A 14,472-nucleotide genomic window follows, 5' to 3' on the forward strand; every position below is an offset into this window, starting at 1 on the left:
ATATACCTATATTGACATTTTTATTTTGATAATATATATTATTAAACGAGGTTTTATTTTTATGAAAAGTTGTATTATGTCATTAATTGCATATTCAAACACAACATCATAAATAATATTAAAAAATAATAAAGCTAATTACCAAATTAGTAAGTAAGCTCGCATACTTATAAAAATATAAACAATAATGGAGGTGTATAATGAAAAAACTAATTTTAATTCTATCATTTTTATTGAGTATCTTTACTATATCTTGTTCAAATAATAATAATAATATATTAGATGCTATAGTAAATAATGATTTAGAAGGTCTCAAAAAATTAATAAACAAAGAAAATATTAATACTGGAATAACCATAAAGGATGAGGTTTCTATATTAGATAGATCTTATGAGATTAATAAAGAAACTCCCATCATATTAGCTGTACTTAGTAGAAATAAAGATATGATAAGATATCTGCTTGATAATGGTGCTGATCCTTCTATTTATGACGGCAGAGAGAGAAATGCTTTTCTTTGGGCTTGCGGTGCTGGTAATGTTGAAATTATACAGATGTTAGTTGAACATGATCCTAATTTAGTTAATTCAAGAACAGGAAATAATGCTAATGGAATTATTATAGCAGCGGATTTTCGTAATATAGATGTATTTGAATATTTAGTAAAAGATTTAGGTCTTGATGTAAATCACATGGATGATTTAGGAGTAACTGCTCTTCTTTTATCTAGGAAAAAAGAGGCTAAAGAAAAATTAATAGAGCTTGGTGCAGAAAGATAAGAATAATAACAAGCAGCCAGTAACTTTAGTTGCTGGCTTATATTGGTGATGCCGTATGCGATTTTGATGAGGCACCTTTGGTGAGGCATAGCAATATATGAAAGTAGATAATTTTATATATACTGAAAATTTTTAACTTTGTCATTTTTTTATTCAACTTTTTCCCGCCGCAAAAAGTTGCAAAAAATGCAAGTATAAAATTAATACTAAATCATACTAAAATTGTCTTATATGTAAAATAATTTATTACATTTAAGTTCAAATATAGCCTTTTTGCTTCTCGCCGTAGGCGTACTTCGTATGTGGCAACAAAAGAAGTGGGGTGCGGGGCAAAGCCCTGCAAATATTTAAAATTTAAAAAATTATTTTGACAAAAGATAGTTGTTTAGGTATATAGTAATAATAAAATATAATTTATAAAAATTGTGAGCCTCTAGCAAATTTATTTGCTAGAGTTTGATTAGCGAACAATTTTTATTAGTAATAATCTGGAGCGACAAGTACTTTGTGTGCTGTAGGTAATGTCAATTATGGTTTGCATAGTAATAATAAAAAATATAATTTATAAAAATTGTGAGCCTCTAGCAAATTTATTTGCTAGAGTTTGATTAGCGAACAATTTTTATTAGTAATAGTAGGATTCAAATGATAAAAAAATATATTGTGTTAATTATTGTTGGAGTAGTTTTTATGGTAAATGCTTCTTATGGTATATCTCAAGATGAAAAGAATTTTTTGCATGCATGCCGTTATGGTCAAATGTATGTAATTGAAGAATTAATTGATAAAGTTAATATTAATGTTCAAGATGAAGAAGAAGGATATACTCCTTTAATGAATGCTATAAGAGAGAGAGAAATAGAGGCTGTTAAAATTTTATTAGAGCATAATGCAGATGTTACTAAAATAAAAGATAATAGCGGAAGAAATGCATTTTTCTGGGCTGCTGTTTTAGATGAACTTGAAATGTTAAAACTATTTGAAAAATATAATCCTGATTATAATGAGTCAGATAATTATGGTTCTAATGCTTTGTTTTTTACTAGAAAAGTAGAAACAGTTAATTATTTACTTAAAAATGGTGCAGACATAAATAAAAAAAATAAATCTGGAAGAACTCCTTTAATACAGCATTCTTTAGCTTATGAAAATCAAGATCATGTTAAGTTCTTACTTGAAAAAGGTGCAGATATTAATGCTCAGGATAATGAAGGCGTAACAACATTGATGTTTGCCGTTCAAACTGATAAAACAAAAATAATAGATATATGTTTGTCAGAAAAGGCAGACATTAATATAAAAGATAATGAAGGAAAAACAGCTTTATTTCATACAATATCATCTTTTGGTATTTTAGAAAATGTTAAGTCAATGACAGAAAATATGTTTGGAGATTATGCCAGAACAGACTATGTAAAAAATTATATGAATCAAAAGAAAATGGAAGAGACAGATACAGCTATAAGACTTATAAAGTTATTAGTATCTAATGGGGCAGATATTAATGCCCAGGATAATAAAGGAAACACTTTATTAATGTATGCTATAGCACTTCGCAATGAGCCTCTTATAAATGAGATATTAAAATTAAATCCTGATGTGAATATAAAAAATAAAGAAGGTAAAACAGCTAATGATATAGCGAAGGAGTACGGTTATAAAATAGTAAAATAGTGAATGTTTTATAAAATTATAATATTTATGTTTTAATTTATATATAAGGATAAGAAAAAATTAAAACTATATAGAACTAATAAAAAACTTGTGAATGTAGTAAAAAATAAGTTTTTTATATATAATAAAAAATGTAGGCAAGACATACTTACGGGTGGCATAACAACAAAATAAAAAATTACTAGCTTTAGACTAACAAGTTTTTACATTTAATAAATAGGTTTTTAATATGCACTTTCGCGAAAGCGTGCCTGCGGCAGCAACTTTGGCGAAGCCCACCTCGCGAAGCGTGCCTTTGGCAGGTGTGCGGCGGGAAAAAGTTGAAAGAATATAAAATTTATTGATTCTTATAATTTTAATCAGTAGTAAGAATTTAATAATTGTTATTTATAAGCAAGGAGTTATCATGAAGAAAATTATTTTGTTTCTTTTAAGCATTAATTTTTTATGGGCATTTCCGCCTAGTGAAGCCTATTTTTCTGAACTTTTAAGCGATAATGGTAAAGTAACAAAAAATACACTTAAAGTAAAAAAAATTGACGGCGGCAATTATTCTGCTTATTTTGATGGTGAAATTACATTAACAGGAGTTTTGGAAAGAACTGATAATTCTGATGTTGATACTATTTATAGTGCTTTAAGATTTTATCCTGATAATAATATTGATTTGCCTTTTTTATTTAGTCTAGTTAGTGCAGATTCCTATAATATAGATGATTATAAAGAATTTGAAAGATTAGAATTTGGTGTTTTATTAAAAAATATTAAAGTAAAATTACCAGAACCTTTAAATAAAAGATTTTTAGGTGCTGCTGCTGTAAGGGCGGAGGTAACAATAAGAAATTATTCTATTTTTTGTGAAGGTGAAGCAGGAAGAGAGGCTTATGGCGATCTTGTAAATATTAAATTACTTGATGATGTACAAATAGAATATTTTTCTAAAGATAATTCTTCTGACGTTTATTATCATGCTGGAAATTCTTATTATATTAAACTTGAATATAATTCTAAAGATGATTATGTGAATATAAGAGATAAAGCAAATGGAAAAATAATAGGTAAGATTTTGAAAAACGATATGATTAATAATGGAGGGATTTTATTAGCTATTGATGATTATTATGGAAGTGGAGAGAAAGATTGGTGTGAAGTATATTATATGCCTCCAAATGCTAAAGACGGAAAAGATGCAATTTACGGCTTTGTGCATAGTTCACAGATAAAATAATAAAAAATTAAAACTATATAGAACTAATAAAAAACTTGTGAATGTAGTAAAAAATAAGTTTTTAATATATAATAAAAAATGTAGCAAGACACACTTACGGGGGGTATAAAAACAGAATAAAAAATTACAAGATTTTGAAAACTATATATAATAAAAAAGTGAGCCGAGCACAGACGTGATTATTCACTGCTTTAAGGCGACCAACGCTTTGCGTGATGGACGAAGTCCACCTCGCGAAGCGTGCCTTCGGCAAGTGTCGGCAGGTGTAGGCAAGGCACCCCTCAGGTGACATAACAACAGAATAAAAAATTACGAGATTTTGAAAATTATATTAATAAAAAAGTGAGCCGAAGCAGCCAGTAACTTTAGTTGCTGGCTTATATTAGCGACCAAGTAGGCACCTTTGGTGGGCGAGCATAGCAACAATAGGAGTTATTACAATGAAAAAAATTATTTTATTTCTTTTAAGCATTAATTTATTATGGGCATTTCCGCCTAGTGAAGCGTATTTTTCTGAACTTTTAAGCGATAATGGTAAAGTGACAAAAAATACACTTAAAGCCTATAATGTAGAAAGTTATGGTATAGTTTATTTTGATGGAGAGATTACATTAACAGGAGTTCTTGAAAGATCTGATAATTATGATATGGGAAATAATTATACTGCTTTAAGATTTTATCCTGATAATAATGTAGATCTTCCTTTTTTATATGCTTCATCTGAAATGAATTTGAAAAATCAAGGTGCTTCTAAATATGGTGATTCTTGGGATTTTAGCGGCGTTGAATTTGACAGATTGGAATTCGGTGTTTTATTAGAAAATATTGAAGTAAAATTACCAGAACCTTTGAATAAAAGATTTTTAGGTGCTGCTGCTGTAAGAGCTGAAGTTACAATTAGAAATTATCGTTTTTATGGAGAAGGTGAAGCATCTAGAGAGGCTTACGGTGATATTGTAGGTTTTAAGGCTTTAGGTGATGTAGAAACAAAGTATTTTAGTAAATATAATTATAATGTAGGGGAGGTTCATTACAACGAACTTCAATATAATTCTAAAGATGATTATGTGAATATAAGAGATAAAGCAAATGGAAAAATAATAGGTAAGATTTTGAAAAACGATATGCTTTATGATGGGGGAGTTTTATTATCTATCAATGGAGAAGGTATTGATTATATGAATTATGAAAATTTTGAAAAAAAATGGCATGAAGTGTTTTATCTTCCTCCAGAGGCTGAAGACGGAAAAGATGCAATTCATGGCTTTGTGCATGGTTCACAGATAAAAGTTGAAAACATAGGCTATTAAAAGAGCATAGCGATAATAAAAAAGTTAGCCTACCTGCCAAAGTCCACCTATGGTATTGGCAATGCGACATAACAACAAAATAAAAAATTACAAGATTTTGAAAACTATATATAACAAAAAAGTGATCCGAAGCAGCCAGTAACTTTAGTTGCTGGCTTATATTAGCGTAGGCGAACGGGGGATTAAATGAAAAAAATTATTTTATTTCTTTTAAGCATTAATTTTTTATGGGCATTTCCGCCTGATGCGGCATACTTCAATGAACTTTTAAGTGATAATGGTAAAATGACAAAAAATACACTTAAAGTAAAAAAACTTGACGGCACTTATTCTGCTGCTAAAATTTATTTTGATGGTGAGGTTACATTAACAGGGGTACTTGAAAGAGCCGATGATTTTGAGACTAATAATGCTTTAAGATTTTATCCTGATAATAATATTGACTTGCCTTTTTTATTTAGTACAGATGCCCATAATATAGATGATTATAAAGAATTTGAAAGATTAGACTTCGGTATTTTATTAGATGATAAAAATGTAAATTTACCATCTCCTTTGAATAAAGCATTTTTAGGAGTATCAGCTGTAAGGGCAGAGGTAACAATAAGAAACTATTCTTTTTATGGAGAAGGTGAAGCAGGAAGAGAGGCTTATGGAGAGCTTGTAAATTTCAAACTATTGGGAGATATTAAAACAGAGTATTTTGATAAGTATAATTATGAATTTAAAGGAGAAGCTATTTATAGTATTCTTGAATATAATTCTCAAGACAATTATGTGAATATAAGAGATAAAGCAAATGGAAAAATAATAGGAAAGATTTTGAAAAACGATATGATTAATAATGGTGGGCTTTTATTATTAGTTGATATTAACGGCGATTTAAGTGATTGGGAAAAAAACTGGATTGAAGTGTATTACTTACCTCCTGATGATAATGACGGCAAAGGTACGATTCATGGCTTTGTTCATGGTTCGCAGATAAAAACTAGATATAACTAAAAATAGAAAGGCTATACAGGCAATGCTTTGCGTGCTGATGAAGTATGCACAATTTACAGGTGGCATAGCAACAACCAAGTGAGCCGACGAAGTCCACCTCGCGAAGCGTGCCTTTGGCAGGTGTAGGCAAGCATAACAACAATAGGAAACAATATGAATATAGGTGCTGTAAGATCAATTCCTACAATGTTTATTCTAAACTTCTTTACTTTAGGAATATACCATTACTATTGGATTTATTATATTACTTTAGAAGTGAAGAATTTTACCAAAAGAAAAGATATATCTCCTTCATTAGAACTTTTACTTAGTATTATTACCTGCAATCTTTACAGCATATATTGGTATAATAAATACGGAAATATTATTCATAAAGAAATAGCTTTAAAAATTGATGAAAATGATAAAAATGATGTTACTCAAGCAATTATGCTTTCATTTATTATCGTATTATTTGTAGGTATGCCAATTATAGGGGGATTAATATTTGCTTTTGTTATGGGAGTATTGGTAAGCGGTATGGCAGTACTTTATGGAGGAGCTTATAATAGTTTTACTTTGAATCCTGAAGTATTATTAGTATTTTCTGGTACTATATTGGCACTCATTGTTATTGTTATAGTAATTACTGCTATGCTGCTTATTCCTGATATTATTATGCAAAAGAAATTAAACTCTATATGGAAGAAGCTAAAAGAATCTCATTGTAATAAAAATTAATTAAGATAAAGACTAGTATATTAAATAGCGGCAAAGATTGATTATATTTGTAACTATTCTTAATAAATTTTATGTGCTTTTGCAACTTTGACGAAGTCCGGGAAAAGTTGATAAAAAATAAGTTTAAAATTTATTAACATTCCCCACCCTCTATATTTATTGTTTTTATTTGTTATTTTTAATTTTATCTTTTTTATTGTTTAAAAAGAAATTTTAGCACCCGCCCAAGTTTTATTTAACTTTATAATTGCATTCACCGCACGATAAACAAAATTAAAAAATATTATTTTCACTTAAATATAGTTTTTATTATATTTGCTGATTTACTCACCGTGCGTTATCTAATCTCATAATCATCATCTACATTAAAACCTAAATTTATTTCAAAATTTTCTAACTTTTGATTTTTCTTTTCATAGTCAGCTTTAATCTGAGAATATATATTGTATCCTGCACTCATATTTATAAATCTTAAATATATATCATTTTCCTTGCCGTTAAATGCCCCTTCTCTAAAAAGTTCAAAGAGATAATTATTGATTAAATGATATGTATAAAGCTGAGTTTTGTATACGGAACAATTTTTTTGAGATGATTGAAAATTGAAATTAACAATCTCTCCGGAATGAAGCTCATTATAAAATTCATTATCAGCACATATTTCAGGTAAGAATAAAAATAAATCACTTGCGAGACTATAATCCTTTGTAAGCTCTTCTGCTAAATTTCCTAATTTATCATAAGCTTCTTCGGACTCTTTTAAATTTAAAACTATATTTGAATATTCTCTAATAAATTTTAAAATCTCATCATTACTGAATGGATAAGGAGTATATGTTTCATTGTCCTGTACTAAAAAGAAAAACTGCTTGTCTGATGAAAAATCTGTTTCATTCCAAGTTTTAACATATTCATTCATTTTGTCGGCAAGCACTGGTATATTAACATCATTGATTCTAAGCTCTCCTATAGAATAATCATTACCAGCCTTAGCTCCATATATTTTAATGTAGCATATTTTTTGATTTCCTATTCTTTTTAAAATATCATCTTTGAACATGTCCCAATAAATATTAACATTTTTAGGCTTTCCATTATCGCCGCCCATATTAACTAAATTACTTGTATAAACTTTCCATTTATGTTTTTTACCAGCAAATTCAGTTTCTACTTCATCAAGTATTCTGTTTTCATTCATAGCTTTTATGCCTGTCATTATTCCGAATATAAAACTTCCATTTGAAAGCCCTACAGAAGTATTGGCATCTTTTCCTGCACTGGCACAGCATTCAAATATATCTCTATCCCAATCAGGACTGGATATATAATAGTTTATAACGGCACTTTTATCTGTTATAGTATCAGAATAAGCATTTATAAATATATTCCATTTTTTTATTACAATGCTTCCTTCTATTATTTCATTATCTATATCATTTGATAAAATAGATGATACATCCTTTATGATAGAATCAGGATCATCAATATTAACGGAATTAGCTTCATAATGCATACTTCCGCCTTGTATATATTCTTTTAAATTATTATATAAATTGTTGAAGTACTCATATTCTTCATTGCTTATTAAAGATTTGTTCATTTCTAATGTATATAATGCTCTGTCTATATTTAAATTGGCATTGCTCATATCAGATTTTCCTGAATATGCATAAGCAATTTTATAAAACCAAGTATGATGGCTTTTAGTTTCTTCAGATAAGGAATTTAATGTTTCTATAGCTAAATCAAATTCTGCAGTATTATTATAGGCCACTGCAAGCTGACCTTTAATATCATCATTTAATCGTTCTTTAGGTAATGAAAGTATTAATTCAATAATACCTTTATGATTTCCTTCCTCATATAATTTATGAAATTGTAAATCTAATTCTTCATTATTCATGCATAAAATCCTTATTTATTATTTGTAAAATATAATATATTTATAATAATAAAACAATATATTTTTATTTAACTTTTTTATGATTTTAGTATATAATAGAACTTAATATCATTATAAGGAGTTATAAAGATGACAAAAGTTGTTTTAATTCGTCATGGTGAGAGTGTTTGGAACAAAGAAAATCTGTTTACAGGCTGGGCAGATGTTACATTATCAGAAAAAGGAATAGAAGAAGCTAAAGCAGGCGGAGCAGAATTAAAAAAAGCAGGATTTACTTTCGATAAAGCATACACTTCTACACTAACTCGTGCTATCAAAACTTTAAATTTAGTATTAGAAGAAATGGGACTTTTATGGATACCTGTAGACAAATGCTGGCAGTTAAATGAAAGACATTACGGAGCTTTACAGGGATTAAACAAATCACAAACAGCTGAAAAATACGGTGAAGATCAAGTAAAAATTTGGAGAAGAAGTTATGATACTCCTCCTCCAGCATTAGAAAAATCTGATGAGAGATATCCTGGACATGATCCACGCTATAAAAACTTATCAGAAAAAGAACTTCCTCTTACTGAATGTTTAAAAGATACAGTTGCAAGAGTAGTGCCTTTCTGGGAAAATGTTATACTTCCAGATATTAAAGCAGGTAAAAAAATAATCATTGCTGCTCATGGTAACAGCTTAAGAGCTTTAGTAAAATATTTAGATAATATTTCTGATGCTGATATTACTGAGCTTAATATACCTACAGGAATGCCTTTAGTTTATGAGCTTGATGATAATTTCAAAGCAGTTAATAAACAGTATTTAGGAGATCCTGAGGCTGTTAAAAAAGCTATGGAAGCAGTAGCAAATCAAGGTAAGAAAAAATAATAAAAATATATAGTTTTTTATTTAGTAAAAAATAAAAGGAAGTCTTTAAATAATAAAAGACTTCCTTTTTTATTAAATTGTATATTTAGTTTTAATTGTTCTTTTTATTTAGAAAACCAAATATATAAATTATAGGCTCAATAAAAATATCATATAAGAATCGGCTAATATTTGTTACTAAAAATCTTTTAATTAAAAATATAATAATGAATACACTCTTAATAAGTTCAAAGACTGTATCCAATATAACAATAAAAATTTTTTCAAAGTCTGTAAATAAAAATAAACTTACAGCTGATGCTATAAAAATAATTTTAAGCATATTAAATCCTTAAAGTAAGTAGTATTCAGGAATAATACATTTTAATGATGACATTTTTTGTAATTACTTATATAAATTTTCATTATTTAATTCACTTTGTGCAAAGTTTCTTAAATAATTTTGTACGAATTCTAAATCTTCTCTTGTATCTATACCATGAAGGAATTTTTTTGTCTCTAAAACTTTTATTTTCATGCCATTATACAACCATCTTAATTGTTCAAGTTTTTCTATTAGTTCATATCGGCATTCTTCTAATTTTTCTATTTTTAATAGAATATCTTTTCTAAAAGCATAAACACCTATATGTTTATAGTATTCAGCACTTATATTCTGATCGAATCTTTTATGAGGTATTGTAGCTCTTGAAAAATACATTGCATAATTATTTATATCAGTAACAACTTTAACAGCATTCTCATCTTTTATTAAAGGACTATCACCATCTATTTTTGTTTTTAGAGTGGCAATATCAACATTTTCATCATCGAAAGCATCTATTAACGGATTAAGTACAGATTCATCTATTAAAGGTTCATCACCTTGCACATTTATAATAATATCGCTTTCAATTTTTTTAGCAACTTCGATGATTCTTGAAGTTCCTGAAGTATGTTCTGATGAAGTCATTACTGCCTTAGCATTATTTTTTTCGCATATATCCATTATTTCTTTAGAGTCGGTTGCAACAATACAGTCATCTATTTTTTTAGTAGCTTTAACATTATCATAAACTGCTATTATTATAGGTTTTCCTAATAATTCATAAACTAATTTTTTTGGAAATCTAGTAGATTCATATCTGGCTGGTATTATTGCTGTTATTTTAGGCATTTTATTTACTCCAATAATATTTAAATTATTTTATTAATTTTTATTTTGTTCCTAGCATTTCTCTGGATATATCTATTAATTTTCCTTTAAATTCTTCTATTGTTTTTGATTCTAATAATACAACAGGATACATACTCATTCTTGAAATCTTTGTAAATAAAGAAAGAAGTCCTAAATATTTTTCATTACTATTTTTATTAGTTAAAAACATGGTAAGTAAATGAACGGGTTTCTTATCAAGAGCAGAATAGTTTAATCCTTTTTTTGATATAGCAAATATTATATCATTATCTTCAACTTGATTTGTTCTTACATGCGGAAAAGCTACTCCGTATCCCAATCCGCTGCTTATGATATCTTCTTTTTTGTACATAGATTCAATTATTTGAGTTATATTTATTCTAAGTCCATTAGCTTCTGAATATATTAACATTTCACTAATAGCTTCATCTTTATTGTCTGCTTTTAAATCTAAAATAACATAAGAATTATTTATATATTTTTCAACATCATTTAATGAAATCATATAGTTTAACCTTCATTATATATATAATATAATAATTTAATATAAAAAATTAATATTAAATTCCAAAATTATCTTTTAAATATTCTTTCATAGTATATTTTTTTTGTATTAGTTCTAATGTGATATTAAGCGGATATATAGTTTTATGATTTTTGAAACCAATTCCTATAGTTTCATCATCTAAATCTATATCTCTGGACAATTCCCAATGACCATTAAATTTTTTCCTTATAACTTCACCTATATAAGCACTTATAGAAAATATAAAATTTCTATTATCATCTCTTTCCAAGACTAAATTCATTTTTTCTTTAAAAAATTTATCTATTTCAGATAAACTTTCTATAGTGTAATCAGCATGATAGCCTTCACGCATCAAAAAATTGCTTATCCAATCAGATGCCCTTGAAAGTTCGTCTTGGGGTAAAAGATATTTTGGCATAATATAAATCCTCATTATAATATTACATTTTTTTTGTAATATGTCAACTTATAATTTAGTATAAAATTATTATAAATTTGTACTGTTATTTAATAGTTTATAAAACCAAGTATTTTCAGAATTATTTAATGGAAGTGTGTATTTTTCACCATCAATATCTGTGAATATTATTTTATCTTTACTATAATTAATATTCATTTTAGTATTATCAAATTTCAAATCTTTAACATCATTAGTATTTTTTATATCTTCTATATATTTAGCTTCTTCTATGGTTTTTATAATCTGATTTCCGCTTTTATTATTAATAGTACCTGAAATATATGTTAATTTATTGAAACTGTTAGTATCTTCTCTTTTAACCAAAATAAAATTTAAAGTTTCATTTGTTAGTCTGTTTCCTTTAGTATCTTCATCAAACATCAAAATACTTACTTTATCGCTGACATACATATTGCAGCCTGCTAAAAATATTAGTGTAAATAATAAAATCAAACCAATTCTTTTCATAATAGTACACTCCTAAAATATAAAACAGATAAAATTATAAAAAATAATATAAAGTGGTTTTATAATAGTTTCAATATGTATATTTTTTATATGTTCATTTTTTTCACTTGAAATTTATATTTTATGTTATATTATATATACAATTATAATTTATAAGGAGTTTTAATATGTCTTTAATAGATAATATAGTAGCTAGAGAAATATTAGATTCAAGAGGAAACCCTACAGTAGAAGTAGATGTATGGCTTGATAGCGGTGTTATGGGAAGAGCAGCTGTACCATCTGGAGCTTCTACAGGAGAACATGAGGCAGTAGAATTAAGAGACGGAGATAAATCAAGATATTTAGGAAAAGGCGTTCAAAAAGCTGTTGAAAACGTTAATGAAATTATTTGTAATGAACTTATTGATATGGATGCTTTAGATCAAGTTGAAATCGACAGAACTATGATAGAACTTGACGGAACTGAAAATAAAGGAAAATTAGGTGCTAATGCTATACTTGGTGTATCACTTGCTGTAGCAAAAGCAGCTGCTGAAGAATTAGGTATGCCATTATACAGATATATCGGCGGTACTAATGCTAAAACTTTACCAGTACCTATGGCTAATATATTAAACGGCGGTGCTCACTCATCAGCTCCAATAGACTTCCAAGAATATATGGTTATGCCAGTTGGTGCTCCTACTTTCAAAGAAGGTATACGTTATGTAGCTGAAGTATTCCATAACTTAAAAGCTATACTTCATGACAGAGGATTAAGCACTACTGTTGGTGATGAAGGTGGATTCGCTCCAACTCTTAAAGATAATGAAGAACCACTTCAAGTAATTATGCAAGCTATAGAAAAAGCTGGATACAAACCTGGTGATGATATAATGATCGCTATGGACCCTGCTTCAAGCGAATTCTATAACAAAGATAAGAAAAAATATGTATTCCATAAATCTGATAACAGAGAATTAACTCCTGCTGAAATGGTTGATTTCTATGCTGATTTATGCAGCAAATACCCTATTATATCAATAGAAGACGGTGTTGCTGAAGACGATTGGGAAGGTTGGGCTTTACTTACTCAAAAATTAGGTAAAAAAGTTCAATTAGTAGGTGATGACTTGTTCGTTACTAATGTAAAAAGACTTCAAATGGGATTAGACAAAAATGTTGCTAACTCTATTCTTATCAAAGTTAACCAAATCGGTTCTTTAACTGAAACTTTAGATTCTATTGAACTTGCTAAAACTCATAACTATACTGCTGTAGTTTCTCACAGATCTGGTGAAACTGAAGATGCTACTATTGCTGATATAGTTGTAGCTACTAATGCTGGTCAAATCAAAACAGGTTCTGCTTCAAGAAGTGATAGGATTGCAAAATACAATCAATTATTAAGAATCGAAGAAGAATTAGGTAACAGAGCTGTTTACTTAGGTAAAAAAGCATTCTATAATGTTATAAAATAATATAATTAAAATTAACTAATAACTTAGATTTAAATCTATAACTAGAGCTGATAACTGACACAAAGAAGTTATCAGCTTTTTTATGTAATTTATTGCCAAGAATAAAAAAGCGAGTCGGAGCCAGCTAGTAAGTTTGCTCACTAGCTTATTAATGGCGGCACCAAAGGTGGACTTCGTCATGAGCATAGCAATAATAATAATAAATTGATATGCACAAATATTAATTACTTATGAGATTTATATATAATTTATTTGTAAGTATAATAATAAAAAAATATATATATTAGTTTTAATTGTTTGATTCTTCTAACAAAAAGTGAAATTTTTAATAAATTTAATTTTTATCTTTAAAAATATCAAAATATTTATATAATTAAATAGTATATATATTACGATATTAAACATAATTGTCTTTTTTATATTTAAGGAATAATTATGAGCAATAAATACATAGTATGGGAAGATAAGTATAAGGTAGGATATAAAAGAATAGATGATCAGCATTTAGAATTAATAGAAATAATTAATGATTTACATGATTGTATGGATAATAAAGATTCAGAAGATGAATCTCTTAAAGCTGAGTTTAAAAAAGCTTTAAAAAAAACTGTAGATTATGTAGCATACCATTTTTCCTATGAAGAGAAAATAATGCATGCTATTAAATACAATAAAATAATAGAACATTCTTCATATCATAAAGAATTTACGAATACAATTTACAATTATGTTAAATCTTATGAAAATGGCTCTTTAGATGCTATCAATAATCTAGTCCAGTATCTAAAAGATTGGTTTTTAAATCATATTTTAGTTACAGATAAAAAATTTATAAAAGAAGTTAAGGAAGCATTAGAAAAGCTTTCTAAAGAAGAATAAGGAG

General features: G+C 27.6%; 14 protein-coding genes. 9 read left to right on the top strand and 5 right to left on the bottom strand.

Going from position 1 to position 14,472, the window contains the following annotated elements; all coding sequences use genetic code 11:
* Positions 1 to 200: 200 nt before the first annotated feature.
* The 6 genes from BHYOB78_RS00425 (at position 201) to BHYOB78_RS00450 (ending at position 6,713) form a co-directional block, all read left to right on the top strand.
* A complete protein-coding gene (locus BHYOB78_RS00425) occupies positions 201 to 779 on the top strand; it encodes an ankyrin repeat domain-containing protein (protein WP_020064917.1) in 579 nt (192 codons plus the stop codon).
* Positions 780 to 1,424: 645 nt separating this feature from the next.
* On the top strand, positions 1,425 to 2,453 hold the full coding sequence (locus BHYOB78_RS00430) for an ankyrin repeat domain-containing protein (protein ID WP_020064781.1): 1,029 nt from the start codon (positions 1,425 to 1,427) through the stop codon (positions 2,451 to 2,453).
* Between the two features lie 406 nt (positions 2,454 to 2,859).
* Positions 2,860 to 3,681, top strand: coding sequence for a hypothetical protein (locus BHYOB78_RS00435; protein ID WP_020064780.1), 822 nt, complete (start codon positions 2,860 to 2,862; stop codon positions 3,679 to 3,681).
* Positions 3,682 to 4,121: 440 nt separating this feature from the next.
* Positions 4,122 to 4,991: a hypothetical protein gene (locus tag BHYOB78_RS00440; protein WP_020064779.1), complete on the top strand. Its 870-nt coding sequence runs from the start codon at positions 4,122 to 4,124 to the stop codon at positions 4,989 to 4,991.
* Between the two features lie 186 nt (positions 4,992 to 5,177).
* Positions 5,178 to 5,993: a hypothetical protein gene (locus BHYOB78_RS00445; RefSeq protein WP_020064778.1), complete on the top strand. Its 816-nt coding sequence runs from the start codon at positions 5,178 to 5,180 to the stop codon at positions 5,991 to 5,993.
* Positions 5,994 to 6,146: 153 nt separating this feature from the next.
* Positions 6,147 to 6,713, top strand: a complete 567-nt coding sequence (locus BHYOB78_RS00450) for a DUF4234 domain-containing protein (RefSeq protein WP_020064777.1) — start codon at positions 6,147 to 6,149, stop codon at positions 6,711 to 6,713.
* A 337-nt stretch (positions 6,714 to 7,050) separates the two neighbouring features.
* On the opposite strand, the gene BHYOB78_RS00455 is transcribed toward BHYOB78_RS00450, so the two are convergent.
* The gene (locus tag BHYOB78_RS00455; RefSeq protein ID WP_020064776.1) at positions 7,051 to 8,616 is read right to left on the bottom strand and encodes a DUF6348 family protein; all 1,566 of its coding nucleotides are present in this window, start codon (positions 8,614 to 8,616) and stop codon (positions 7,051 to 7,053) included.
* A 129-nt stretch (positions 8,617 to 8,745) separates the two neighbouring features.
* On the opposite strand from BHYOB78_RS00455, the gene gpmA reads away from it, so the two are divergent.
* Positions 8,746 to 9,492, top strand: a complete 747-nt coding sequence (gene gpmA / locus BHYOB78_RS00460) for a 2,3-diphosphoglycerate-dependent phosphoglycerate mutase (RefSeq protein ID WP_012671388.1) — start codon at positions 8,746 to 8,748, stop codon at positions 9,490 to 9,492.
* A 385-nt stretch (positions 9,493 to 9,877) separates the two neighbouring features.
* Here the strand turns inward: gpmA and kdsB are convergent, their stop codons facing one another.
* The 4 genes from kdsB to BHYOB78_RS00485 form a co-directional block, all read right to left on the bottom strand.
* On the bottom strand, positions 9,878 to 10,648 hold the full coding sequence (gene kdsB / locus BHYOB78_RS00470) for a 3-deoxy-manno-octulosonate cytidylyltransferase (protein WP_020064774.1): 771 nt from the start codon (positions 10,646 to 10,648) through the stop codon (positions 9,878 to 9,880).
* Positions 10,649 to 10,688: 40 nt separating this feature from the next.
* Positions 10,689 to 11,174, bottom strand: coding sequence for a PTS sugar transporter subunit IIA (locus BHYOB78_RS00475; RefSeq protein ID WP_020064773.1), 486 nt, complete (start codon positions 11,172 to 11,174; stop codon positions 10,689 to 10,691).
* Between the two features lie 55 nt (positions 11,175 to 11,229).
* Complete coding sequence (locus BHYOB78_RS00480; RefSeq protein WP_020064772.1) at positions 11,230 to 11,616, bottom strand: hypothetical protein; 387 nt, start codon at positions 11,614 to 11,616, stop codon at positions 11,230 to 11,232.
* Positions 11,617 to 11,685: 69 nt separating this feature from the next.
* Positions 11,686 to 12,126: a hypothetical protein gene (locus tag BHYOB78_RS00485; protein ID WP_020064771.1), complete on the bottom strand. Its 441-nt coding sequence runs from the start codon at positions 12,124 to 12,126 to the stop codon at positions 11,686 to 11,688.
* Positions 12,127 to 12,293: 167 nt separating this feature from the next.
* Between BHYOB78_RS00485 and eno the strand changes: the two genes are divergently transcribed.
* Together eno and BHYOB78_RS00495 are read left to right on the top strand one after the other, a co-directional pair.
* Positions 12,294 to 13,589: a phosphopyruvate hydratase gene (eno, locus tag BHYOB78_RS00490; protein WP_012671393.1), complete on the top strand. Its 1,296-nt coding sequence runs from the start codon at positions 12,294 to 12,296 to the stop codon at positions 13,587 to 13,589.
* A gap of 435 nt (positions 13,590 to 14,024) precedes the next feature.
* Positions 14,025 to 14,468 (top strand): bacteriohemerythrin, encoded by a 444-nt coding sequence (locus BHYOB78_RS00495; RefSeq protein ID WP_012671394.1) that lies wholly within the window; start codon positions 14,025 to 14,027, stop codon positions 14,466 to 14,468.
* Positions 14,469 to 14,472 lie beyond the last annotated feature (4 nt).

This window comes from Brachyspira hyodysenteriae ATCC 27164 (genome assembly GCF_001676785.2).
Classification (GTDB): domain Bacteria; phylum Spirochaetota; class Brachyspiria; order Brachyspirales; family Brachyspiraceae; genus Brachyspira; species Brachyspira hyodysenteriae.

What these genes read in the sequence shown, in the direction of transcription:
- BHYOB78_RS00425 (WP_020064917.1), top strand. Translation starts at nt 201, where the DNA reads ATGAAAAAACTAATTTTAATTCTATCATTTTTATTGAGTATCTTTACT.
- BHYOB78_RS00430 (WP_020064781.1), top strand. Translation starts at nt 1,425, where the DNA reads ATGATAAAAAAATATATTGTGTTAATTATTGTTGGAGTAGTTTTTATG.
- BHYOB78_RS00435 (WP_020064780.1), top strand. Translation starts at nt 2,860, where the DNA reads ATGAAGAAAATTATTTTGTTTCTTTTAAGCATTAATTTTTTATGGGCA.
- BHYOB78_RS00440 (WP_020064779.1), top strand. Translation starts at nt 4,122, where the DNA reads ATGAAAAAAATTATTTTATTTCTTTTAAGCATTAATTTATTATGGGCA.
- BHYOB78_RS00445 (WP_020064778.1), top strand. Translation starts at nt 5,178, where the DNA reads ATGAAAAAAATTATTTTATTTCTTTTAAGCATTAATTTTTTATGGGCA.
- BHYOB78_RS00450 (WP_020064777.1), top strand. Translation starts at nt 6,147, where the DNA reads ATGAATATAGGTGCTGTAAGATCAATTCCTACAATGTTTATTCTAAAC.
- BHYOB78_RS00455 (WP_020064776.1), bottom strand. Translation starts at nt 8,616, where the DNA reads ATGAATAATGAAGAATTAGATTTACAATTTCATAAATTATATGAGGAA.
- gpmA (WP_012671388.1), top strand. Translation starts at nt 8,746, where the DNA reads ATGACAAAAGTTGTTTTAATTCGTCATGGTGAGAGTGTTTGGAACAAA.
- kdsB (WP_020064774.1), bottom strand. Translation starts at nt 10,648, where the DNA reads ATGCCTAAAATAACAGCAATAATACCAGCCAGATATGAATCTACTAGA.
- BHYOB78_RS00475 (WP_020064773.1), bottom strand. Translation starts at nt 11,174, where the DNA reads ATGATTTCATTAAATGATGTTGAAAAATATATAAATAATTCTTATGTT.
- BHYOB78_RS00480 (WP_020064772.1), bottom strand. Translation starts at nt 11,616, where the DNA reads ATGCCAAAATATCTTTTACCCCAAGACGAACTTTCAAGGGCATCTGAT.
- BHYOB78_RS00485 (WP_020064771.1), bottom strand. Translation starts at nt 12,126, where the DNA reads ATGAAAAGAATTGGTTTGATTTTATTATTTACACTAATATTTTTAGCA.
- eno (WP_012671393.1), top strand. Translation starts at nt 12,294, where the DNA reads ATGTCTTTAATAGATAATATAGTAGCTAGAGAAATATTAGATTCAAGA.
- BHYOB78_RS00495 (WP_012671394.1), top strand. Translation starts at nt 14,025, where the DNA reads ATGAGCAATAAATACATAGTATGGGAAGATAAGTATAAGGTAGGATAT.